Origin of the sequence: Paenibacillus sp. LBL, assembly GCF_029893715.1 — a bacterium.
GTDB lineage: Bacteria > Bacillota > Bacilli > Paenibacillales > Paenibacillaceae > Paenibacillus_AQ > Paenibacillus_AQ glucanolyticus.
Window position 1 is genome coordinate 570,050 of the sequence record NZ_JARXYU010000001.1, and the last position, 23,633, is coordinate 593,682.

25 protein-coding genes, 1 tRNA gene and 1 riboswitch are annotated in these 23,633 nt (G+C 49.3%); of the genes, 7 read left to right on the forward strand and 19 right to left on the reverse strand.

Going from position 1 to position 23,633, the window contains the following annotated elements:
• Position 1: 1 nt before the first annotated feature.
• From M2277_RS02760 to racE, 4 genes are all read right to left on the reverse strand, one after another.
• Positions 2–304 (reverse strand): hypothetical protein, encoded by a 303-nt coding sequence (locus M2277_RS02760; protein ID WP_006211735.1) that lies wholly within the window; start codon positions 302–304, stop codon positions 2–4.
• A gap of 131 nt (positions 305–435) precedes the next feature.
• A complete protein-coding gene (locus M2277_RS02765; protein ID WP_006211736.1) occupies positions 436–681 on the reverse strand; it encodes a hypothetical protein in 246 nt (81 codons plus the stop codon).
• 201 nt (positions 682–882) lie between these two features.
• Positions 883–2,085 carry a M14 family metallopeptidase gene (locus M2277_RS02770; protein WP_152825515.1) on the reverse strand — a complete coding sequence of 401 codons (1,203 nt, stop codon included), beginning with the start codon at positions 2,083–2,085 and terminating at the stop codon, positions 883–885.
• Between the two features lie 186 nt (positions 2,086–2,271).
• On the reverse strand, positions 2,272–3,078 hold the full coding sequence (gene racE, locus M2277_RS02775; protein ID WP_006211738.1) for a glutamate racemase: 807 nt from the start codon (positions 3,076–3,078) through the stop codon (positions 2,272–2,274).
• Positions 3,079–3,277: 199 nt separating this feature from the next.
• Here racE and M2277_RS02780 point away from each other — a divergent pair, with 199 nt between their 5' ends.
• Positions 3,278–4,405, forward strand: coding sequence for a nitric oxide synthase oxygenase (locus M2277_RS02780; RefSeq protein WP_052649307.1), 1,128 nt, complete (start codon positions 3,278–3,280; stop codon positions 4,403–4,405).
• Positions 4,406–4,528: 123 nt separating this feature from the next.
• On the opposite strand, the gene M2277_RS02785 is transcribed toward M2277_RS02780, so the two are convergent.
• From M2277_RS02785 to M2277_RS02805, 5 genes are all read right to left on the reverse strand, one after another.
• Positions 4,529–4,894: a YtxH domain-containing protein gene (locus M2277_RS02785; RefSeq protein WP_006211740.1), complete on the reverse strand. Its 366-nt coding sequence runs from the start codon at positions 4,892–4,894 to the stop codon at positions 4,529–4,531.
• A gap of 15 nt (positions 4,895–4,909) precedes the next feature.
• A complete protein-coding gene (locus tag M2277_RS02790; protein WP_280754082.1) occupies positions 4,910–5,362 on the reverse strand; it encodes a DUF948 domain-containing protein in 453 nt (150 codons plus the stop codon).
• Positions 5,363–5,639: 277 nt separating this feature from the next.
• On the reverse strand, positions 5,640–6,062 hold the full coding sequence (locus M2277_RS02795; protein ID WP_036641536.1) for a DUF86 domain-containing protein: 423 nt from the start codon (positions 6,060–6,062) through the stop codon (positions 5,640–5,642).
• Between the two features lie 45 nt (positions 6,063–6,107).
• Positions 6,108–6,395, reverse strand: coding sequence for a Dabb family protein (locus M2277_RS02800; protein WP_006211743.1), 288 nt, complete (start codon positions 6,393–6,395; stop codon positions 6,108–6,110).
• 207 nt (positions 6,396–6,602) lie between these two features.
• Positions 6,603–8,039, reverse strand: a complete 1,437-nt coding sequence (locus tag M2277_RS02805) for an NAD(P)/FAD-dependent oxidoreductase (protein ID WP_036641534.1) — start codon at positions 8,037–8,039, stop codon at positions 6,603–6,605.
• 74 nt (positions 8,040–8,113) lie between these two features.
• Positions 8,114–8,213: riboswitch (purine riboswitch) on the reverse strand.
• Positions 8,214–8,498: 285 nt separating this feature from the next.
• On the opposite strand from M2277_RS02805, the gene M2277_RS02810 reads away from it, so the two are divergent.
• The gene (locus M2277_RS02810; RefSeq protein ID WP_036641533.1) at positions 8,499–9,101 is read left to right on the forward strand and encodes a helix-turn-helix domain-containing protein; all 603 of its coding nucleotides are present in this window, start codon (positions 8,499–8,501) and stop codon (positions 9,099–9,101) included.
• A gap of 170 nt (positions 9,102–9,271) precedes the next feature.
• A complete protein-coding gene (locus tag M2277_RS02815) occupies positions 9,272–9,463 on the forward strand; it encodes a hypothetical protein (RefSeq protein WP_006211747.1) in 192 nt (63 codons plus the stop codon).
• A 144-nt stretch (positions 9,464–9,607) separates the two neighbouring features.
• Here the strand turns inward: M2277_RS02815 and M2277_RS02820 are convergent, their stop codons facing one another.
• Together M2277_RS02820 and M2277_RS02825 are read right to left on the reverse strand one after the other, a co-directional pair.
• Entirely contained in the window at positions 9,608–10,306 is a 699-nt protein-coding gene (locus tag M2277_RS02820; protein ID WP_063480237.1) for a WD40/YVTN/BNR-like repeat-containing protein, read from the reverse strand.
• Between the two features lie 202 nt (positions 10,307–10,508).
• Positions 10,509–10,592, reverse strand: a tRNA-Leu gene (locus M2277_RS02825).
• Between the two features lie 285 nt (positions 10,593–10,877).
• Here M2277_RS02825 and M2277_RS02830 point away from each other — a divergent pair.
• Positions 10,878–11,114 (forward strand): YczF family membrane protein, encoded by a 237-nt coding sequence (locus tag M2277_RS02830; RefSeq protein ID WP_006211749.1) that lies wholly within the window; start codon positions 10,878–10,880, stop codon positions 11,112–11,114.
• A 22-nt stretch (positions 11,115–11,136) separates the two neighbouring features.
• Here M2277_RS02830 and M2277_RS02835 read toward each other — a convergent pair whose 3' ends face one another.
• The 3 genes from M2277_RS02835 to M2277_RS02845 are packed head-to-tail and all read right to left on the reverse strand — an operon-like array spanning position 11,137 to position 15,224.
• On the reverse strand, positions 11,137–12,285 hold the full coding sequence (locus tag M2277_RS02835; protein ID WP_148246761.1) for a GerAB/ArcD/ProY family transporter: 1,149 nt from the start codon (positions 12,283–12,285) through the stop codon (positions 11,137–11,139).
• 17 nt (positions 12,286–12,302) lie between these two features.
• Positions 12,303–13,517 (reverse strand): Ger(x)C family spore germination protein, encoded by a 1,215-nt coding sequence (locus tag M2277_RS02840; RefSeq protein ID WP_280754083.1) that lies wholly within the window; start codon positions 13,515–13,517, stop codon positions 12,303–12,305.
• 15 nt (positions 13,518–13,532) lie between these two features.
• Complete coding sequence (locus M2277_RS02845) at positions 13,533–15,224, reverse strand: spore germination protein (protein ID WP_063480528.1); 1,692 nt, start codon at positions 15,222–15,224, stop codon at positions 13,533–13,535.
• Positions 15,225–15,368: 144 nt separating this feature from the next.
• On the opposite strand from M2277_RS02845, the gene M2277_RS02850 reads away from it, so the two are divergent.
• Positions 15,369–16,052 carry a lysoplasmalogenase gene (locus M2277_RS02850; protein ID WP_063480241.1) on the forward strand — a complete coding sequence of 228 codons (684 nt, stop codon included), beginning with the start codon at positions 15,369–15,371 and terminating at the stop codon, positions 16,050–16,052.
• 103 nt (positions 16,053–16,155) lie between these two features.
• On the opposite strand, the gene M2277_RS02855 is transcribed toward M2277_RS02850, so the two are convergent.
• The 5 genes from M2277_RS02855 to M2277_RS02875 all read right to left on the reverse strand — a co-directional run bounded on the left by M2277_RS02855 (position 16,156) and on the right by M2277_RS02875 (position 21,567).
• Positions 16,156–16,869: an MgtC/SapB family protein gene (locus M2277_RS02855; protein WP_006211755.1), complete on the reverse strand. Its 714-nt coding sequence runs from the start codon at positions 16,867–16,869 to the stop codon at positions 16,156–16,158.
• 42 nt (positions 16,870–16,911) lie between these two features.
• Positions 16,912–17,517 carry a glycerol-3-phosphate responsive antiterminator gene (locus M2277_RS02860; protein WP_036641597.1) on the reverse strand — a complete coding sequence of 202 codons (606 nt, stop codon included), beginning with the start codon at positions 17,515–17,517 and terminating at the stop codon, positions 16,912–16,914.
• A 66-nt stretch (positions 17,518–17,583) separates the two neighbouring features.
• Positions 17,584–18,396: an HAD-IIA family hydrolase gene (locus tag M2277_RS02865; RefSeq protein WP_006211758.1), complete on the reverse strand. Its 813-nt coding sequence runs from the start codon at positions 18,394–18,396 to the stop codon at positions 17,584–17,586.
• A gap of 335 nt (positions 18,397–18,731) precedes the next feature.
• Positions 18,732–20,495, reverse strand: a complete 1,764-nt coding sequence (locus tag M2277_RS02870) for a glycerol-3-phosphate dehydrogenase/oxidase (RefSeq protein WP_006211759.1) — start codon at positions 20,493–20,495, stop codon at positions 18,732–18,734.
• A gap of 214 nt (positions 20,496–20,709) precedes the next feature.
• Complete coding sequence (locus M2277_RS02875) at positions 20,710–21,567, reverse strand: helix-turn-helix domain-containing protein (protein WP_036641530.1); 858 nt, start codon at positions 21,565–21,567, stop codon at positions 20,710–20,712.
• A gap of 126 nt (positions 21,568–21,693) precedes the next feature.
• Here M2277_RS02875 and M2277_RS02880 point away from each other — a divergent pair, with 126 nt between their 5' ends.
• Both M2277_RS02880 and M2277_RS02885 read left to right on the forward strand, forming a co-directional pair.
• Positions 21,694–22,752 carry a Gfo/Idh/MocA family protein gene (locus M2277_RS02880; RefSeq protein ID WP_006211761.1) on the forward strand — a complete coding sequence of 353 codons (1,059 nt, stop codon included), beginning with the start codon at positions 21,694–21,696 and terminating at the stop codon, positions 22,750–22,752.
• Positions 22,749–23,606 carry a sugar phosphate isomerase/epimerase family protein gene (locus M2277_RS02885; protein ID WP_036641529.1) on the forward strand — a complete coding sequence of 286 codons (858 nt, stop codon included), beginning with the start codon at positions 22,749–22,751 and terminating at the stop codon, positions 23,604–23,606. Before M2277_RS02880 ends, M2277_RS02885 begins: the two co-directional genes overlap by 4 nt.
• Positions 23,607–23,633 lie beyond the last annotated feature (27 nt).

Genomic DNA, 23,633 nt, shown 5'->3' on the forward strand with positions numbered 1-23,633 from the left:
CCTAGTGGTCGCCGTGATTGCCTTGGGTCGGATTTGTAATCACAAAACCTTCCTCAGGGAAATAAAGATAGTCGATTTTGACACCGTCCAGGAAGGGTTGTCCAGCCTCCAAGATGACGTCGATCTCTTTATCTGTGGAGACAACGACATCCGTTTCCTTAGGTGTATCCATGTCGAGCCCGTAATGGGCATGATCTCCATGCGCGTGGGTAACCACGACGCGAAGTTTCTTGCCCGTGTTCTCTTCCTTGTCCAGCTCTCGCTTTATAACCTTGGCCGCATTGCGGGTAATTTTACATTTCACGTATATTCATCTCCTCACGGATGGTTCATTCAATATGTTATTGTAGACCCCAGCCGACTTTTTCGCAAGGGCCCTGTCTATTCCGGAGCCTGAATTCCGCCTATCGGGCACGCTTGCAGGTACCTTGTTATCTAGCTGGGCAGACTCGGGTATTTGCGCTCGACACGGGATACAAACCAGTTCATCAGCAGCATCGTAAATCCGATATCATCAATCGGCAGCAGAGGCATCAAGTCCGGCAGCACCCAGTACAGCGCAACCGGAATCAGGAATAACAGCTTGTCCCCTAGCGCAACCTGGGAAGAGGTCAAGTAACCGAATATCCGCTGGAATACGTGCGACCAGCGCCGAAGCGACCATAATCTTCTCCACTTCATGGTGTTTCCCTCCATTTCAACTGCATGTCTATATATCATTACCCAATTCACGAATCTCTAAGAAAACCTTAGCATCACGGTATTCGAGACCCTTACATTCGGTATAGGCGAAAAGAGACCACTGCCATGATCCATTATAGCAGCGGCCGTCTTTCTCTGTATATGCTATACGTTGCAGTGCCTTTTTCGTTTCAAAACAGCCTATCTCAAAGACATGAACGCAGCCAGGACGGATCCCACCTCTACACACAGATCTTCGAAATCTTCGAGCGGCAGCGGATTAATGCCATAACCAATCTCCACGGTGAAACCCGGCTTCCGAAAATGCTGAATAAACCAATCTTTGTAACCCGCATCACTGCCCTGCAGCTTAACCGGACGATAACCGCTTGCCTGACCCAATGTTCTGGCCATACCCTCGCTTTCCGGCGGCTCGTAATCCCGATAATTCCAATAGATCTCTTTCCCCTGACTATGAAGCGAGATCGCACGATCCGGTGAGATGTCCAGGGTATGCTGATACAACACGATGGCTTCCGCCTCGCATAACGGTGCGCTTCCCGCATAATCCTGCGGCGAAGGCCTGACCTTCCCCCTACGCGCCACTTCCTCATCCCAGTGGGCAGGGAATTGGTCTCCCAGATCTACACCGTTAATATTGGCTTTCCAGCGGCGAAAATCCTCACGCCCGCTATTCCATTCAATAAGACGCTCGTAATATGGATGAGAAGGCGTAACCCCTTCTTGTACAAGCTCTACGCCGTCCGGATTCGCCATCGGCACAATCCATAATGTATAGTTTCGGTACCACTCATCCGGCTCATAAGAATAAACCGATGAACCTTCCGTCAAGGCTTGTGCGTATTCCTCCAGAAACCGCATCAGGCAGGGGCTCGTCATCCATTCATTGGCATGCAAAGCGGCATTGATGTGAAGGTTTTTAGGGCCTCTACCGATTTTAGCTGCATAAATCGGTTTGCCCATAACACTCCTGCCGATGATACTCCACTCGATTGCAGGATAATGCAGCTGCATCTCTTGTATATCCCGCTCCAAATCCCGCGGTCCATATTCGCCGGATAATCGTATCCAATGTTTATGCGTTGTTGCCGGAAGGACAATCGTTTTTCCCTGTGGCAGATGGTTCGCCGATAACCCGGGGTTCAGCTCTTCCAGAGCTTCCTTCCGAAAACGAAAGGTTCCGGCAATACTATCAAAGGTATCATGTTCCTGAATAACATACCGTCGACGCAATGAAGTAGGAAGATATAACATTTGTCCCTGCTGGAGGTACGGCTGCTGCGCCGCCCATGGATTCGCCGTAATCAGCTGTTCAAACGCCAGACTGTATCTGGCCGCCACGCGTCTAAGCGTATCGCCTTTCTGTACGACATATTGCTGCATAATGGATTCCTTTCCGCGGCAAGGCCGCTTCGATTAGCGTCCATTCCATGTATATGAGCAGCTGGTTGTCCAACATGTATGCTGTGAAATTGAATAAGCAGACCGCTAAGGTGATATCCCTTGTCCGGCCTGCTTATGTTGATGACCTTCATCGTTCCTGATAAGCCCAAGGAAATGAACCATAGATTATAGCTTCGTAATTTGCCAAACAACCGGCGTCCGCTTGATATGATCCCCGAGCCATTCCGTAGCGATGCTCTGGAAAATCACCGGATCTCCTGTACAGAAGAATTGATGCACCGGGCTTTCCTCACTGCTTGCGAGTTGGCCTTTATCGTACAGAATGGTACTGACTTCACGTGCTGTCTCATCGGCGGAGCTGATCAGCTTGACAGCCGGACCCATGACGGTCTGAATGGTATTCCTGAGAAACGGATAATGTGTGCAGCCCAGGATAAGGCAATCTATGGACGTGTCCTTGATGCCTCTCAGGGATTCTTGCACAACCTGCAAGGATTCCTTAGAGCGAAATAATCCATGTTCGACGAGCGGCACCAGCTTAGGGCAGGCTTGGCTCTGCACCTCGACATAAGGTGACAGCTGTTTCAGAGCCGCTGTATACGCTCCACTGCCAATGGTACCCGTTGTGCCTATCACGCCGACATTACCGGTCTTGGTTGCACTGATTGCGGCTCTGGCACCGGGGTGAATAACACCGATTACCGGAACAGACACTTTAGACGAAATATAATCGAGCGCCGCCGCCGTTGCTGTATTACAGGCGATAACAATCATTTTGGGATCATATTGAATTAAATAATCTACAATTTGCTCCGTAAATAATCGGACTTCTTCCGGCGTACGGGGTCCGTAGGGTGCGCGGGCTGTATCTCCGAAATAAATAATCTTCTCTCTCGGGAGCTGTCTCATCACTTCTTTAGCGACAGTCAGCCCGCCCACACCCGAGTCTAGTATTGCGATTGCTTGCTGCACGAACCCACCGCTTCCTTCTTATCAAATTCATGGTTTACAGTGATACCATATGTCATTTCGGATCGAAATGTACCTTAAATCTTACCCCAATTTACCTTTGTCTTCAATGAGGACGCCGCTGTAGAGCCCTCCTCTTACTTTGTTCATGCAATTGTAGGACTCTTGTGCTATTCGTCAAACGTGGGTAGTTTATACTATAATGAGTGCGCATAGTAAAGGAGAATATCACGTGAATGACAACATACATCCATCCGAACTTATGAAGTCGGCGGAACAATTTATCGGGCTCTGTTATGCAGAACTAAACCGGACTCAGGAAGAAGCGGAATCCCGGCTCATGGACATCCGCTCACAGATCGAGCTCACAGGTACATATGAGCATACGTCAGAGGAGCTGACGCACGGAGCCAAAATGGCCTGGCGAAACAGCAACCGCTGCATCGGCAGATTATTCTGGGATCGGCTCAAAGTAACCGATGCCAGACACTTGAGCAAGACTTCTGACATCTTTTCGGAGCTTATCCGGCATATCGAGAATGCCACCAATGGCGGAAAGATCGTACCGACCATTACGATTTTCCGACCATCCCGTCCAGGTGAACCCCCGCTCACGATCAAAAACCATCAATTAATACGATATGCGGGCTACGAAACGCCTGACGGTACAGTAGGTGACCCGGCTTCCATATCCTTCACGAAGGAATGCATGGAGCTTGGGTGGCAAGGTGATTTGACCCATCATGATGTCCTGCCGCTCGTTGTTCAGCAGGGCAACGAACCGCCGGAATGGCTGTCGATTCCACACTCCTCTGTACTGGAGGTTTCCTTGGAGCATCCGGAACTGCCGGACCTTATCGACCAGGGGTTAAAATGGTACGGGGTGCCTATCATATCGGATATGCTGCTGGAGATCGGCGGAATTATGTATACGGCCGCCCCGTTTAATGGCTGGTATATGGGAACCGAGATTGGAGCCCGCAATTTGGCAGATAAGGAACGTTACAACAAACTTCCGCTTATTGCCGAGCTTATGGGGCAGGATACGTCCAGCGAATCCACCTTGTGGCGGGATCGCGCACTGGTTGAACTGAATTATGCCGTGCTCTATTCCTTCAAAAAAGCAGGCGTCAGCATCGTAGATCACCATACGGCGGCAACCCAGTTCGGCTTGTTTGAACGACGGGAAGAGCAGGCGAAGCGTGAGCTTACCGGGGATTGGAGCTGGTTGATCCCTCCAGTCTCACCAGCGACAACGCATATTTTTCATAAATCCTATAATAACGAAATCCGTTCGCCGTATTTTCATTACAGGAACAAGGGGCAGTAATATCATCTCTCATCTCCAATTCACAGCAAAGCCGGGGTCTCAAATGAGACACCGGCTTTCATGTATTTTGGCATATTGCTTATCCTCATGAATGATGGCTAGATACCGAATGCTAAACTCTTGTTAATCGTTGACCTTCACATCCGAAGTATAGGACGCAAACGGCTCTTCTTCAAAATCCTCGTCATCAAATGAAGAGACCTGCGCAACTTCTTCTTCAGCCAGCCAGCTCTCTTGCCGGTTACGCCATGACTGAATGTCGGAGATTACGTTCTCTGCCCGATCGGTCATGATCCCAATCAGATTAACGCCTTGCTCTCCTACCTTCTCCGCTACCTCCTGAACCTTGCTGCCGATACCCCGGGCGCCGTCAGCAATATCCCCTCGAAGCTCTTTGCCGGATTTCGGAGCCAGAAGAAGCGCTGTAACGGAACCTGCAACACTGCCGATTAATACTCCCCAGAGGAGTCCTTTGCCCTTCTCTTTCATATCCCATCTCTCCTTCTATTTGGCCTGCCCTTCGCCGGACTTGGAGGTGTACCTGCTCCATGAATGCCAGAGTGTCATTCCGGCATCCACCCATCGGAACATCTCCCCGATTTGACGTTCATTATCGAGGCGTGCACGTTCCAAATGCTCGATGGCGGTGATAGAGGCTTTTTTCCCTACGGCGTGAACGGCATCTGCCGTCTTGGCTACCGCCGATGCAGCATCAGTCATGGAAGCGGCAAAAGCCTCGCCAGCTGCCAGCTGACGCTGAATCATCTCTAAAGAGACAGACGTTTGCCGGAGCACCTGCGAGGCCTCCTTTGCTAATTGAGTACTGTCTTCCTCAAGCCTGCTCAGCATGGCCTCGGTCCGGTTCAGCAGTTTCTTCATCGACAGCATCACGATGATCGCTGCTACCGCAATCAGAACGATGCCGACGCCAGCCACCAGCGCACTCCACTCTGTCATAGGGAACTCCTCCTTTCGTCCGACCGGGCGAATGCCTAGTCGCTTGATGCATTATAAGCAGGATGGGCTTGTATTGACACAACATCACAAGTTTTTTTATTTCCGGCAAGGAACAAAACCGGAATCGGCAGGGCTTCGGACAACGTGTGTTTATGGATGGATCCCCACATAGAAACAGACCGCTCAAGGGATTCTTGGCGGTCTGCTGCGAATAGTTATAGAGTCGAGCCTATATTAACTAACATGGGAACTGCTTCTAAAGAGATACAGCAAGCAGTTAATACATTTCATTTTTCAGATAATGGCGTACGTTCTCAGCAAACTGCTCCAGCACATCAGGCAGAGCGGCAGTTAAAGGATGAAGTGTATGCCTGTCCCATTCATAGTAGTCCTGAACGAGCGGTTTACGCAGTCTGACCAGCTCCAGCAGCACGGTATGAACCTCATGAGGGAACACCTTTTCCTCATGGTTGATGTCCATAATATCCTCATAACTGCTGGCATCCCGCATAATAAACCCATCAATCAGATAACTTCCGACATCCGTAACGACCTCAATCGCCAGATGAAGCCCGCGCTCCTGTACCAAGCCAAGCACCAGGCCCCCATCCCATGATTGCGCCGCAGTCCGCAATCCTTCAGCTATTTCAGGGATCGCTTTCAGCCGCCGTTCAATTTGCTCTTGATTCACATAATACACGGCAAATCTCCTCCAGCCTGTTGTTGTATGTCTATTGTAAACCGCCTACACTTCAAAATCGACGCTAAGCGTATGATCTTTCACCGTATTAATGTAACGGATGACTTCCTGATGAACAGGATGAACGGCATAAGCCTGCAGATCTTCAAGGTTATCCACTTCAACTATCAAAGCCAAATCATAAGAGCGCTCGGAACGAATAACATCAGCCCCCGCTTCTATGGATCTGAGCATCGGGATCTTCCCATCCATGTCGCGCAGCACCTGAACTGTTTTCTCAATATTCTCAGCCGTCGGCTCCTTCAATTTAAAAAACACAATATGTTTAATCATCGCCCGTTCCTCCATCTCTCGCGTTTATGTATTTCTCCCGTATCTATCATAACCCGTTCGACCAAAAAAAGAAATCGCTCTCACCTACATGCAGGCCGGTAAACCGTCCCGATACGGAGCCCGAGAAAACAAAACAGGAGCATCGTAGTGCTGCTGCCGGAACGCGCTCCTGATAGAACTTCCTGTTCTTGATAATTGTCATTGATATCATGAACTTAGACGGCTCAGCATGTTCTGGGCAATCCATATGCCCGCCGCCCCGGCTTGAGCAAGTCCCCTCGTAATTCCGGCTCCATCGCCACCACAGAATAGACCCTTGATCTCCGTCTCGAAGGACTCCGTCAGCTTCGGCCGAGCGGAGTAGAACTTCGCCTCTACCCCGTAGAACAGTGTGTGCTCGGATGCAATGCCCGGCGTGACTTTATCCAGCGCTTCAACCATCTCAATCAGGCTCTTCATCGTGTTGTAGGGCAGAACCAAGCCCAGATCTCCGGGGACTGCTTCCTTAAGAGTCGGCTCCAGAAAACCTTCGCGGATTCTGCCTTCGGTTGATCTTCGACCGCGCAGCACGTCTCCGTATTTCTGTACAATAACACCGCCGCTGGATAAATCGTTAGCCCGCTTGCAGATTTCCCGCGCGTATTCGTTAGGCTTGTCAAACGGCTCCGTGAACTTATGGGACACCAGCAGCGCAAAGTTCGTATTGGCCGAGCCTAATGCCGGATCCTTATAGGAATGGCCGTTGGCTGCCATCACACCGCTGTGGTTCTCAACGACAACATGACCCGAAGGGTTGCTGCAGAACGTTCTCACGCGGGTTCCAACCGAGGTATTAAAGATGAATTTGCCTTCATACAAGTGCTCGTTAATTTCTCTCATGACCACGTCGGAGGTTTCAACACGCACGCCCACATCCACTTGGTTGTTATGCATTTTCAATCTGCGTTTTTTTAATATGCTGGTCAACCAGGCAGAGCCGTCTCGTCCCGGGGCAACCATAACCAAATTCGCCTCATGAACCTCTCCGCCCTTCATTGCAATGCCGGTAACGCGGTACGTTCCGTCTTCTTTGACGGTAACCAGATCCTCTACCTCTGCCCGGAAGGCCATATCGACCCTGGTCTTCAAATATTCGTAGATCGATTTCAGAATCTCCAAATTTTGTTCGGTTCCAAGATGTCTTACCTGAGCGCGAAGCAGCTTAAGTCCGGCCGCATATCCTCGCTGCTCAATATCCCGAATCGCATTCGTGGTTGGATCCGTAATCGCCGGTGTCGCTCCATGCTCCAGATTAATGGCATCCACGTATTGAATAAGCTCCATTACCTTGGAGCCAGGCAAATAATCAGTCATCCAGCCGCCAAACTCTGTCGTTATGTTGAATTTGCCGTCACTGTATGCCCCAGCTCCGCCAAAACCAGCCGTAATCGAGCAAGCCGGCAGACATCCGGCAAATTCTTTGCGCCCTATGGCTGGCGGACAGAGCTTGATTTTCTCCTCCAGAATCGGGCAGCTTCTCCGATAAATATCATGCCCCTTGTCCACCAGCAGCACCTTGCTGCCCGGTGATTTCAATGTCAGTTCATAACACGCGAATATTCCCGCCGGTCCGGCGCCAACCACGATAACATCATATTTGCTCATCATATCCCCCTGTGTGTTTGACTGTACTCTTGCACACCGACTCCAGGCACAAAAAAATCCTGCTACGAATAGGTATGCTTGCGCATCCTACTCGTAGTCAGGAATTTAAGGTCCCTTGTAGAAACCCCTGAACCTTATTATCAGGGATATACGAATAAGCATCATTCAACTTCAACAACCACAGTTAATATAAACTCTAATTACGAATATGTCAAACATAATCATATTTATCGTTCGTGTTTTAAGCATAAACAAATAATAAATTCTGATATAAAATAATATAATGACTAAAAGACGAACAATAACATCTGTAAACAAATTGTTAAACCAGGACTTTCAGACTATTACACTGCCCTTACAAATCACGTAACAACGAAATGGAAACAAATGTTTAACGATTGGCTATTGAAAAGTGAGTGTCGAATATTGTAGTATTGTGTTAAAAAAATCGGAGGAATTATGCCTACACAACTGCAGCAAGAAAAACACTCCATAGAGGCGTGGTCCCTGATCAATCGTAAATATTTGGGGAAAGGTGTGCGAGTCAAGCGCTTTCGCCGGCCGACCCGCTGCCAAATTCGTAACCGCGTCCTGCTAGCCATACTTATGGCCAACGACATCAAGCTGTCACAATTGGCCGAAGAACTGGGAGTATCCTCCCGTAGTGTCAGTGCCTGGGTGTATGAGGGACGCGTTCCCGGAAAAAACAACCTGGAGAAAGCCTGCAGCTACTTGGGTTATCCCCGTCATATCCTCTTCAGAGAAGAACTGCTGGAGAAATCACCATTGATCTGTCAGCCTGCACCTTCCCGCTTCATGAAACGCACCCTGACACGTTCTCCGGTCAGCAATCGAATTCTGACAGGCCTGTGCATGGTTCATGATTTGTCGGTAAGCGATGTCAGCCGCTGGATCGGCGTCCATCCCGGCACGTTCCGCAAATGGCTGCATCAAGGCACCGTACCATCCGCGGCATTTCAGGAAAAAGCGGAACAGTTCTTCCGTATCCCTAAATCTGTTCTGTTCGCAGATTGCGCATTGAAGCAAGATTCTCCTAAATGAAGTTATCATGATTTTTAATAACCATACTTAAGATGACGAACCAAACGCCCAGCAGGCCGGATTTGATCCGGCTTGGCTGGGCTTATTTTTTGTTAAGGCATATTTGGAAGAGATCAGGGAATACAAGTAACATCGAGAATCGCGGCATCCAGAATGGAGGTGACTCACGCATGAAGTTGCGCCATAAGGAAATTGGCGGGGCATTGGGATTATTGGCCGGAACTACGATGGGCAGCGGCATCGGATTTCTGCTCGGCTGGCACTCTTACGATCTGATAGTTCTGGTTGCCTTCTTCGGTTTATTCGGAATTACAGCCGGGCGGTGGGCTGGCTCCCGCATTGTATTCAAAGAGTTTCCGTAAACGTAAAAATCAATTGCCAAGCTCCACATTCTACAACCCCCTGCCCAAGATGCAGTGCAGCAAAAAAGCAGACAAGGAAACCATTCGCTTCCCCATCTGCTTTTTCTCATTTTGAGAAAACCCTCATCGGCGGTTTTTCACAATTCAAAGCGATTTATCATCCATCGGCTCCCCTGCATAGCCCGTTGAATACTCATGAAAATAATCCTCGCCCAAGGTTGTATCCGGTATATCCTTTTCGCTCCAGGTCTTGCCTCCATCCTCTGTTATGGCCTGACCACTGAATCCACTTTCTGGTGATATAAAATGGAGAAAATCCCCATTCGGCGTGCTTCCAATCCGGTCCCATGTCTGCCCGCCATTGGTTGTGCGGTAGAGATCGTTATTCTCCATAACGGCCCAAGCCTGCTTGCCGTTCAGTGCAAAGATTTGACGCACGGTTCCCTTCAGCTGAGCTTGAACCTCCCATTCCGTACCACCGTTATCACTATATGCAATCCAGCCTTCTCCGCCTATCCATCCCGTTTTATGATTAACCAGCCTGACTGCCGTCACATCCGCTAAATCCACATCGGGCTGTAAGGCCGAAGCTTTCTGGTCATTCGTATGATTCTGTTCTGCATCGGCACTATGATCTCCGGCGTCATCAGCTTCACCCGCAGCATGATTCGAATTGGCAGGAGATTCTCCCTCAGGGTTAGCTCTGTTCGGAGCATTCGGGGATTGCTCCGGCACCGGAGCTTGGGCCCCATCCCCTCCATCCGATGGCTGGCAGCCTGCAACCAGGCCCACAACGATAAGCAGCAGTAAAATAAAGCCAAACCCAATTCGAGGTTTTATCATATGATCACACCCCTTACATTCAAAGTATTAATCGGCTACAACGGTTAACGGGTCCTCTATACTATATATCCAACTCCATCAATTTCACCCAAATGAAGAACACACTCTCATCTTTAGTATAACGCGATTTCTCTCTGAATAGGAACGAAAAAAGCTGCTCTTCAAGTAGAAATTCACTTGAAAAACAGCTTAAGTTCTTGGATGCGGTCGAGAGGACTCGAACCTCCACGGGGGTTAGCCCACACGGACCTGAACCGTGCGCGTCTGCCAATTCCGCCACGACCGCGTATTATGTAAGCCGGTGTTGTGTTGATCACCGTAATTAAGAGTATATTACGCCAGAAGTTAAAAAGCAAGCATTATTTTTTAAGAAAATGTCGAAACCGGATATTCCGCATAATTTCAACATTTCAACCCGACGCCAGATCGTCCATTGGTCAAGAATGATTCTGGAGAATACCCTCGTTTACTCATCCTCCACAGGGTATGTTTATTCGAGAAACCCCTCATACTAAAACAACCAAGCTCTGGAACCTGTAATATATACTTTACGAAGCGCGAGGACATAACGATGTATATGAAGAAATATGGAATCACCTTCCTGATGGGCTCACTCTGTCTTGCCTTCACCGTAATCACCGACATCCTGTTCGGTTTCCCATGGACTAACTTTATCATCAATTGGAAATTCACGCTGTTCTCCATTGTAGAAAAATGGACTGTTATCCTGCTGCTGATCTTATTGTTCGTTCCGGATGTATATCAATTCTTCAAAAAGAAAAAGTCCCGACATGCAAGCCAATCCTAATCCTCTTATAATAGGATGTGGCTCACGAAGCGGGACTTGAATTGGAATTAGGTTCGGATTTGGATCTGGATTTGGATTTCATCCTCCGTACCAGGATGCGGATCATCCCCAGAATAACCAAGACAGCAGGAATGACAATCGTGAATACAGGGAGCACGGTATACAGATACTTGCTCCCTTTCATAAGATGTTCGCTATAGGAGCGCGACAGAACCATCGAATTCCCCAGTATGATTACAGCATAGGGATAGATTAGTTTTTTGTACGGAATCTTAAACAGCTCCGATGTGCACATCAGCGCCGCATAATAATACAAACTTATTTTGAAAAACACGCCAATGATTAATACCATCACCACGAGTATTTCTGTTCGCTCGATAAACTCGGAAATATTGGCCTTGCCGACCATGGTAAGCAGCGGAAATACCGAACGCTCGGTAATATTCGTTCCCAGCACTGAAATGGTAATGGCTGAGGTCTGCGCCAGCATGACGCCGCAAAATAATATCGCCAAATAACCGGCCTTAATCCCTGTTTTCTTCTGATTCAAGGCAGGCATTAAGACTGTAGCAACAATAAGCTCCGCGAATGGAAAGTGAATGTTTTTCTCCACTACGGATTCCAAGATCGGCCCCGTGCCTTCTCCCATCACAGGCAGCAAACGCTGCAGGTCCACAATCCCGGCAAACAGGATGACCAACAAGCTAAACCCTCCGATAATCAATACGACGGCTAAGAAGATCAGCGCAGTACGGGCGAGCACCTCAATCCCTTTGCCCAGCACATACGCAACCGTCATCACCATGATAAGATTTACGATAAGCAGGGGAGTTTCCTTCAGCGCTGCCGATGCCATCACCAGAAGTCCTCCGTCAACAACATCTCTGGAAGCCGTATGCAAGTAGAACACACCGTACGACAATCCGACAAATCCACCTAAATATTTCCCAAGCAATATTCGGTAATATACAGTCGGAAGTTTATCGGGAAACAGGGAGTAGAGAAAAGCGTTCATTGAGAAAAGCAGCAGACCCATGATCATGCCGATCAGCATCGCGATCCATGAATCCTTACCGGCTTGCAATCCAAGATTCACGACAAGCGTGGTTCCAAATTGAAACAGGACCAACAGTGAGAAGAATTGGAGCGGACTAATTCTCACCTTCTCCATACGGCTCCTCCTTTTCGTTACTCGATGTGGATGTCGTGTTTAAAGGAACGATCTCTCATCTGTGAATTTCGCACGACCGAGTTCACTTGGTATTCAACCTGAATTCGCGGATAAATCACATCCCAGCGGTCTTTCAATTCCCGCCAGACCGCCGGTTTGGTCCGTTCGATTACGTGACTGAATCCCAAAATGTCACTATCCAATTTCTTGCTTTTTTCTACTGCTTTTTTCAAAATTCGCACAACCTCTTTGTTGACAGCCTCTTCAAGAATCTTCATCGTATGAGGGTCCCTCAGATCAATACTGCTGTTCACTTCCCGGATCGAGAGGTTCGGCTCAACAAAAATTCGAATGATTGGCTGCAGCGGATCCTGAAATTCGGCTTCAATTCGGGTCTTGGAGCGCATGACATCGAAAGCGACTTCACCTTGTCCATTTTCAAGTTTGATATGCAATGGCGTTTTTTGCATTTTATCCCTGATCCACACGGTCCCGCGGCTCTCTTCCTTCGTCATCCAGCCCTTGAGTTTTCCGCCTTTGAAAACAGCCAGATTGGAGATGACGGCTAACCCGTCGCTCTTCGCACTCTCCAAATTCGATTTCTTAGCTGCCCCCTCTTTGCTCCCTTCGATAATAACACCATTAATAATCGGTCCACCTCCAGGCGTAAGCATCCCCCGGATAACATCATCCACTTCAACCCGAAAGTTCTCGCTTAACTGTCTGGAGGTCAAATCGATCTTCTGTGCCAATGCGAAGGCTGTAATCTTCCCGATAGGAGTCAATACAGCGACAACCTCCTCGGCCCGCTGCCCCTTCCCGGCAACCAGAATTTCAGCTGTCAACCTGATATCGGAATCCCGATCCAGATAATCAAATAAATCGACGATGCCGTTCCTCGCGACATCATCGGATATGACAATTAAGCCCGTATGCGCCAGCGATATAATTCGCGGTACTTTTCGGGATGTATTGCGCATCGCTTCAATAACGGTTTTACCGGATGCTTGGTAGACTGATGTCGGTGTGGCCCCTCTTCCTGCTTTTCCGGAGATCTCATCGGCAACCACTGTTTGAAAAGAGATCAAGTACTGACTCTTGCTCTCCATCCAATCGATACCGATCCCGGATACGATCGCCCGCCGGTTTAACTCCACCGCATCCCAGCAGCCGGTCATCATGGCAAGGCAGCAGCCAAGCACAAGGAAGGCAAACCATCTGTGTTTCAACATATCTCATGATCGCTCCTAACCTGAGTTACGATTCCCCTCGGCACTGGGAGCGACGGCATGCTGATTGCTGCCCCCGCCCCCTCTCTCGCTGCCGTTGTTCTGTTCTGCAGTGCCCGAACCGGCCCCGATGCCTTGCTGTGTCGATGAACGGTTTCCCTGCTTGCCGGATCCGGAAGCCGAAGCGGTGAGAGTAGCAGACTGAAGCGTTTTAAAGGGCATCCGCAGGACGGCATCCTTCTGGCTCTTGTACCGAAACGGGCTTATGGGCGCCAGGTAAGGTTCACCGAAGGAACGGAGACTGTTCATATGCGCAACAAGCACGATTAATCCCAAGGTGAGCCCATAAAAGCCAAACATGCCTGAGAGCACCATAAATCCAAACCGGATCAATCGGCCTGCAATGGACAAGTTGTACGCCGGTATCGCAAAGCTTGCGATACCGGTCAGGGCGACAACGATGACCATCGCAGGCGTAATCAGTCCAGCCTCTACCACTGCCTGTCCCAGGATCAAAGCACCCACAACCGAAACGGTTTGCCCGATGGCTCTCGGCATCCTCACGCCGGCTTCCCGCAGTATTTCAAAAACAATCTCCATGAGCATTGCTTCAACAAAGGCAGGGAAAGGCACACCTTCCCGCTGAGCCACCAAACTAATCAGCAATAAGGTTGGTACCATCTCATAGTGAAACGTAGTGAGTGCAATGTACACCGACGGGCCCAAGATCAAAATAATGAAGCAAAGATAGCGGACAATCCGCATCACAATGGCAATATCAAATCGCTGTGCATAGTCTTCCGGCGACTGAAAGAAATGAACGAATACCGTTGGGAGCACCAGGACAAATGGCGTTCCGTCAACCAAAACGATAATGCGTCCCTCCAGCAATTTGCCAGCTGCGTCATCGGGACGCTCCGTATTATAGATCGTCGGAAACGGCGTCACCGTTTTGTCCTGAATAAATTCTTCAATGTATGCGGACTCCAGAATCCCTTCAATTTTGATTCCGTGTATCCGTTCTTTGATTTCTTTCACAATCTCAGGATCTGCCTTCCCCTTAACGTACATAATCGCCACATGCGTATGGGTTACCGACCCGATCTTCATCGTCTCCAGCCACAGATCAGGAGATTTCATCCGCCGCCGGATCAAGGATATATTCGTGGCAATGGACTCTACAAAGCTGTCTTTCGGGCCCCGGACAACAAGCTGTGAAGTCGGCTCCGTCACAGACCGCCACTCGCCACCCTGCGTACCAGCTACGATGGCTTTTTCCGACCCTTCGATCAGGATGGCGGTATCGCCAGACAGTATGGCAAGCATAATATCATTCCACTCGGTCATGGTCCTGGATTCACCCATCGCGAGCCCATCCTCCATGATCCGCTTCAGCATGGCTTCAGGGTCTTCTTTATTCAATAGGTCAGGATTTACATGCAGCAGGGATTCCATCACAAAATGGTTGACCATTTGGGGATCGCTAAGCCCGTTCAGATAAACGATGGCGCAATTATCCTCAGGCTGACCGCCCAGTTTCAAACGGCGGATAACGATATCCGGGCTGTCTCCGGATTCAGTTCGTATACGAGCCAGTTGTTCTTCCATATTGCCCGAAATTACGGATGGCCTCGTCTTCGAGGATAGCTCCAGTTCCTCTGAATCCTTCTTTGGAGCTTTACGGCGGTTACGAGATCGGTAGCCTATCATGTTGGTATCCTCATCCTTCAAAACTCAAGTTATCTCCATTATTTGCTTTACATTCCTATTTCATGCGGAGAGCAAAGAGGAATTCAGATACGGAGCGAAGAATTGTCTATGCATGAAGACTATATTCACAGGGAGGATACTATTTTGAAGCGTTACGGGTTGCCATTGGTCATCCTGATCATGAGCGTCATTTACATTTTCTTGATTCCATCTGAGCCATTAGCGGTCAAACTGCTGTTCAAGCTGATTCCGATGTGGCTCATCATACTCTTTGCTTATTGGCAATTCCCGCCATATAAATCAAAGGTTCATTATCTTCTGGTGATAGGGCTGTTCTTCTGTATGATTGGTGATGGAACACTGATCTGGTTCGTGGTCGGTCTCACCGCCTTTCTGATTGGACATCTGTTCTATGCGGCCGGCTTCCTCACACAATGGCGCTACTCGCTCCTCCGTTTCCTCAGCATCGTTCCAATCGCAATCTACTCGTTATTCATGGGCAGCGAATTGGTGTCTTCGATTAAGGCCAATGGAGATCACGGCTTGATTATTCCGGTTATCGCTTATATCACGGTCATTTCACTTATGCTCTGGTCGGCCATTATGACCGGGAACCGGTGGGCGATGCTCGGGAGCCTGCTGTTTGTCATCTCGGATTCGATCCTGTCCTGGAACATGTTTGTTTCAGATATTCGCTACTCCGGCGTGTGGATCATGACAACCTATTACGCCGCCCAATTTCTCATTGCACGCAGCATTGCAGCCTTCGATAGTCCTCACATGCAATCCGCAAGCAGCGCAGCCCTTAACACATCGGTTTTTAAATAGAACACAAAACAAGCTGAGCCCGGGTCCATCTTGCACCCGGGCTCAGCCCTGTTATCATTCATTGCTTTATCCTATTAAGGACCTAACTGGTACCGGCCCCTCTTTAATCCCGCCAATTCATGCGTACCTGCTTAATTCCCTCAACCTGCCACAGCTGCTCGAACAATCCGTTAATTCCCTTGCTGTTAAACGAATAGACCCGAAATTCCATCGTCACCTTGGTTGAATCATCTTCCAATGTATCGTTGTTGACGATCATGCCCTCAACGGTCATGTTCGCCCTTTGCAGCAAATCGGTAATGGTGCTGACATGAACCGGACGGTCCCCGGTCTCAATCATGATTTTTAGGCTGCCGGATTTCTTAATAAAGAGAAACCTCGATTCCAGTTTATTCAGCACCAGCGTGCTGACCAGAACAATCGCCGTTGTTATGATCGCTGGCCAATAAAACCCGGAACCAACACTTAAACCAATAGCCGCCGCTACCCATAAGGTTGCCGCCGTGGTGAGACCTGAAATGATATGATTCGAACGCCGCAGGATAGCCCCGGCTCCAAGAAAACCGATACCGCTTACAACTTGTGCGGCCAGCCGGGCAGGATCAAACCTCGCATTGGGATGATTGATCAGGGCTGAATCAAACCCGTAAATGGAAGTCAGCATAATCAGCGTTGATCCGACGGCTACCAAGAGATGCGTTTTTAGACCGGCCTGCTTGTTTCTGCGTTCGCGCTCCCAACCGATTAAACCGCCAAGCAGCGCAGCAAATAACAGCCGCATCAGCATGGTCCCTGTATCCAGTTGAAACACATCCATTCCTAATCTCCACCCATCCTTGTCATTTAAGGCGGCTCTTCGTTATGCCATATGTTCATCCTGCCAGCGCCATAACTCTTTGCTGGAGGTGGATATGCCGATTACACCGCTCTTCAGAGCTGTATCAAAATCCTCCAAATCGATCATGAGTCCTCCCGCGATGACAGGCACGTCCACCTCGGCACGAATACGGTCCATAATACGCTGACATACCATGCCCGGCAGAACTTCGATTGCGTCCGGATTGGAGGCCTTAATCATCTTGATTCCGTTATCCAGTGAGACGGAGTCAAATACAAACAGACGCTGAACTGTCAACAAGCCCAATTTTTTTGCTTCCACGATCGCTGTGTTTTTTGTTGTAACGATTCCGTCAATACCTGCCTTCTCGGCTAAATACCTGACTCCCGTCTTGTCTTTGCCGATTCCTTCAATGAGATCAAAATGAACAAATGAGAGCTTGCCAGCCTCAGAAATCTGCTCGACAATCGATTCAATCATAAAGATATCGGTCTTGAGAATAAAAACGATATTCGATTCGGTTGCCAGCACGGCGGGCAGTTCTTCGGCATGCATTAATGATGTGATAATGGGCCTTCGCTTCAAACAATACGAAATTCGCTGTGCACCTTCTACACTGGTTCTCATGTCTTCACCTCGTTGCCGCAGCAGCATCTCCAATTCTCCCGTTGCCCCGGCATATTTTTATATCCATCATGACTTTGCTTCATCTGCCTGCTCCAAGGCATGACCTGCGAGATAAATATCGTGGACCGAATTCAGGACGTAGGTAGGCGTAACGCTGCTGCCGATCAGGTCATCCCTGCCCGACACGCCAGTCAGCACCAATGCCGTACTCATTCCCGCCTCGTTTCCCATCCGAATATCCGTATCCAGCCGATCCCCTGACATCAGGCATGCTTCCGCTTTCACTCCCAAAATATCAAGTGCCGTCAATGCCGTCAAGACGGAGGGCTTGCCCATGACGGTCGTAATTCGGATGCCCGCTGTACCTTCGATGGCACCAATCATGCCGCCACAATCGGGAATATCCCCGCCGGGCATGGGACATGTTCGATCCGGATGGGTTGCAATAACATCGGCGCCGTGTTTAATTGCCTGATATGCGAAATCCAGATGCCGATAGTGAAACTCCCGATCCCACGAAACGACCACAACATCGGTTTCCTCCGGCGTAGATGCGAATGAAATTCCGTTATCCAGCAGTTCATTCTTCAATATGTCCTCACCGATCACGTAGACCTGTGCACCCGGATGATGCTTCTGAAGATAATGGATCGTAACGAGTGCAGGGTTCAATATATGCTTCAGTTCTACCTCAATGCCAAGCTTCGCTAATTTCTTCAAATAATTTTCTCTGGAATCAATCGTTTTGTTAGTTAAAAACAACAGCTTCTTATCCAGCCCCTGCAAATAGTGAATGGTCTCAACAGCCCCATCAATCGCCTCGGCCCCCAGATAGATCGTACCATCCAAATCAAAAATATAACCTGAAAAATGATCCATTGTCGTTCTCCTCTGCATGTTCAATCTGTAACTTCCGCCTGCAAACGTAAATGGGACGTAAATGGGACATGTTCTGGTTAGATCAGTTCTGTTATGCAATCACAGCCCCCATCCGTATGTATACATATGACAGCACCATTCCCTTTAGTCCTTGGACAAGCGATCATACGGATACAAAAAAAAGAGAAACACTTCGCATTAAAAACGCTTTCATCCATGACAAATGAAAGGTTCGTTATGCAAAGGGCTTCTCATCATCTCTGCCCAGCTCTATAACTTCATATGGTTATACTACATCCAGCTTTTACATTTGACAAGATGATAATAATTCAGAATTATCGAATCATGGCTGAGATGGTGGGAGAATCCTCCTCTTTCTCTTGGGTGTCCACCATTTCTACATGTTCCCTACCCAAAGGATACGGAAACAGCTCCGTCCTGTCGCCTGCAGGAGCCCCCCATGCCAACTGCAATTGATCCTGCAGCAGCTCCAGCTGTCTGTCAACTTCCTCTTGACTCCATTCTAAATAATCCCTCATCATCTCGATTACGGGAGCGATTAACCTCTCGGCCCTTGGCCGGTCAAACAGCACCCAGCCCGTTCTTCTTAGCAGAAAATCAACAGCGGTTATTGTCATCTCATGTTCTATGGAGTACTGGATTTCTGCTCGCAGCACTCTAATTTCCATCGATTCCGACGCCTGCGAAGCAGCATGAATCCGATGAAGCAGCTCTTTTGTATTAGAGCCGTATCGGGTCATCAAGCCCAGCATGAGCTCCGACGGGATGCCAAGCGATTTCCCCTGCTTAACCAGCATTTCTCGCAATTCCTCATAAGTAAGACCATTCAACTCTCCGCCGCTTATCGGTACCCGGTCTGTTGTACAAGGAGGATAGATGGTGCCATCTGCCTCTTGAAGCTGTCTGGCAGCCAGGTTCACAACCTTCTCGGCCATTTTCCGAAATCCGGTCAGCTTTCCGCCTGCAATGGTAATCAATCCGGAATCGGATACAACCATTTCGTCCTTTCCGGATATCTCCGAGGGCCCCTTCCCTTCCTCGCGCACGAGAGGACGAAGTCCAGACCAGCCCGCTTCGATATCGCTTATCTTCAAATGGACATCCGGGAAAGCATGACGAACCGCATCAAGGAGATACCGCCGATCTTCAGCGGTAACGCCCGGCGTCTCCGTTGCACCTTCGTATACGGTATCGGTTGTTCCGATGTAGGTCTTGCCCTCCCTGGGAATAACGAATATCATTCGGCCACCGGGCACATCAAAATAAGCAGCTTGTCGTATCGGGAGCTTCGCATGATCCACCACCAGGTGAACGCCCTTGGTGAATAATAATGACCTGCCTTTCAGCGAATTGTCCTTCTGCCTGACCTGATCTGCCCATAGACCGGTTGCATTCACGATTTTTTTGGCGAATACCTCATAGGTTTCCCCGCTCCATTGATCCTCCACGTGAGCGCCTACCACTCTTCCCCCGCGATAAATAAATGCGCATACTTTAGCGTAATTCGCGATCAGTGCTCCCCTGGCCCGTGCAGACTTCATCACTTCAACCGTTAGCCGTGCATCATCGGTGCGATATTCATAATAATAACCGCAGCCTCGTAACCCCTCCTTACGAAGGAGCGGCTCCAGCGCTAGGGTTCCCTCGCGTCGGAACATGGTCCCCCGCTCACTGCCCTTGACCCCCGCCAGCCAGTCATGCAGATACAGTCCGATGGCTCTGGCCAAATAACCGTAGGTGCCTTTCTTATAAATAGGCATTAGCATCGGAATCGGCTCCACAAGATGCGGAGCGCTCCGGTGAAGCAGCGCCCGCTCGTAGCCTGCTTCACGTACCAAGCCAAGCTCTCCCTGCCGCAAATACCGGAGACCGGCATGGATCAGCTTCGTCGATCTGCTGCTTGTTCCCGAAGCCAAATCGCCCATCTCGACCAAGCCGACAGCCATCCCCCTGCAGCTGGCGTCCCAAGCAATTCCCGCACCCGTGATACCGCCGCCAATCACCAGCACATCCAGCTTGCTAGCCGACATGTCCTGCAAATATTGGGTCCGCATCCTAGCGGATAAGCTTGTGCCCACCTGACATTCCCCTCCCTGAATCTATTAAGAAAAACGTATAAATCTAAAAAAGAACCGCATCTGCTGAATGCATACTGAAATACAGTACGCATTGAAGCAAAAGGGTTCTCCATGATCTCTGCCCGTTTATGCAATAAATATGATTATTCATTATATGTTGCTTTTATGCTTATGTCTACATAGAACCTGTTATTAGAACTTTGCAGGTCTAATGTCATTTTTTTCGTAAAGCCGATGGAGCCATTCGCTTATATTTCTTGAAGGTCCGGCTGAAATAATAAATATCGTTGAATCCGGTAGCCGCCGCAATTTCTGATACCGTAAGCGGACTTTCGCGGAGCAGGTAATCCGCCCGGTTAAGCCTGGTTTCATTCACGTACTCCGTCACGGTCCGGCCGCTGATCTCCTTGAACAACCGGCTGAAATGAAAACGGCTGAGACCGGCCATGCCGGATAACAGCTCCACGGACAGATCGTCCCGGTAATGCTCTTCAATGTATTTGAATATCGGCGCAAACCGCTCCACATTTTTCATTCGCTCCACGTATTCGTCCTGTGTGAGAACCGTGGCGACATAACCTCGCAGCAGCAGCGTAAGCAGCCGGTACAGCTCCGATTTGATGGCCAGCTCATAGCCGAATTCCTGCCGTTCCAGCTCCTTGATAATGGATAGCATGGGTGCCAGCGCATCATCCCCGTTGATTCGGTTCTCGAAGATCAGACGGTTCTGGGTGATCGGTGTGATGAATTTCATCTCGGGCGCATCCAGGGAATGGCTCTGCAGCAGCGAGAAATCAGCGATTAACGCATAATAAAACAAATGTTCCGACTGGCTGAGCCCGTAATGCAGTTCATTCCGGTTAATGACGATCATATCGCCTTCCTTGGCGGTGAAGGTGGACGATCCGCATTCCAGCGTCGCTTCCCCCGAAACAAAATACAGAATTTCAAGATGCTCATGCCAATGATGGTTAAATAAAACCTGTCCCCGGCCATCAAACTCGCAACGATGAACCTTGATTGGAAACTGAGGATCCGGCATCGTCATCGGTTCTCGCAGTGTTTTGTCCAATGCTCTGATCTCCTTCCCGTAAGACAGCACAATTGTACAAACAAACAGCACGGTTTATCATGGTGTCTTCCTCTAAAAGGATTATAATACGAAAGTGTAATGCAGTAAATTCAGAGGAGTGAAATCATGAAATCTATTAATGTTGGCGTCATTGGCACTGGATCGATCTCTGCTATGCATTTGCAATCCTATCAAAAACATGCGAACGCGAATTTGCTCGCCGTGTGTGATTTAAATGAAGAAAGAGCACAGCGTGCAGCTGAAAAATACGGCGCTACCAAAGTCTATACAGACTATAACGAACTTCTGGCTGATCCCGATATCGATGCGGTTAGCATCTGTACCTGGAACAATACCCATGCCGAAATCAGCATCGCGGCACTGAATGCCGGCAAACACGTTCTGGTTGAGAAACCTCTCTGCCGTACGGTTGAGGAAGCGCTTCAAGTACAGGAAGCCGTGAAATCCTCGGGCAAGCTGCTTCAGGTCGGATTCGTAAGACGTTACGACCCTAACGCCCAGATGCTGCGTGAGTTTGCAGACAAGGGGGAATTCGGGGATATTTACTTCGCGAAGGCGTCCTCCATCCGTCGTCTCGGTAATCCGGGCGGCTGGTTCTCCGACATCGAACGTTCCGGCGGCGGCCCCCTCATCGATATCGGCGTGCATGTCATTGACCTGTGCTGGTATATGATGGGACGTCCAAAGCCAGTTGCCGTCAGTGCAAATACATACCGGAAACTGGGCAACCGCTCCAATGTTCGCAACCTGTCCTTCTACAAGGCAGCTGATTACGACGCGGAGAAGAATACGGTTGAAGATATGGCAAATGCGATGATCCGTTTTGAAAACGGTGCCTCTTTGCTGGTGGACGTGAGCTTCACCCTGCACTCCAAGGAAAACCTGCAATCCGTTAAGTTGTATGGAGACAAGGGCGGATTCGAGATTGATCCTGAGGTTTCCATCGTAACCGAGAAACACGATACCATCATCAATATCCAGCCGCAAACAGACAACAAAGGATTCGACTTCGATGCCGCTTTCCAAAGCGAAGTCAATCACTTCATTTCCTGTATCGAGAACGGCACGACACCGCTCAGCCCGGTTGAAGACGGCGTTGAGATCATGAAGATTCTGTGCGGTATCTATGAATCCGCTGAGAAAGGAGCTGAAGTTCTGCTATGAAACTTGGAGTGAGCTCATACAGCCTGTATCAGGCCATGAACAAAGGCGAGATGACCATTACCGATGTCATCGACTACGTTGCAGAGATCGGCGGAGAGCATATCGAGATCGTTCCGCTCGGCTTTAACCTGAAGGAAACGCCGGAGCTGATCGATACCATCAAATCCCATGCTGCATCCAAAGGGCTTGAGATTTCCAATTATGCCATCGGCGCCAATTTTGCGGAATTGGATGACGCTGCCTATGAAGCGGAAATTGAAAGAGTTAAAGGCGAAGTGGACATAGCGGCGGCCCTTGGCGTTAAGCTGATGCGCCATGACGTTGCTTCTTCCAAGGACTTGTCCATTACTCATTTTCTGGAGGAACTCCCGCGTCTGGCCAATGCTTGCCGTATCATTGCCGATTACGCGGCAGAACACGGCATCACCACCAGCGTGGAGAACCACGGATATTTCATACAGCAGAGCGACCGTGTAAAAACACTTGTCCAAACCGTAAATCATCCAAACTTCAAAACAACCCTGGATATCGGGAATTTCCTCTGTGCGGATGAGGTATCCACCGTGGCTGTAGCCAACAATATCGGCTTGGCCTCGATGGTTCACTTCAAGGACTTCTATTATCGCCCGGCCAAGCGTGTGCCTGGATCCGGCTGGTTCAACACCTCGAGCGGCAATTGGCTCCGGGGCGCGATTGTCGGCCAAGGCGATATCGATATGCCGGAAGTCGTTCGCATCGTGAAAGAATCCGGTTATGACGGCTACATCTCGATCGAATTCGAAGGATTGGAAGATTGCCGTACGGGAGCCAAATTTGGATTGGAATATGTCCGCAAAGCATGGAATGAAGTTTAATTCAGACGGACGATGGATGATATAAGG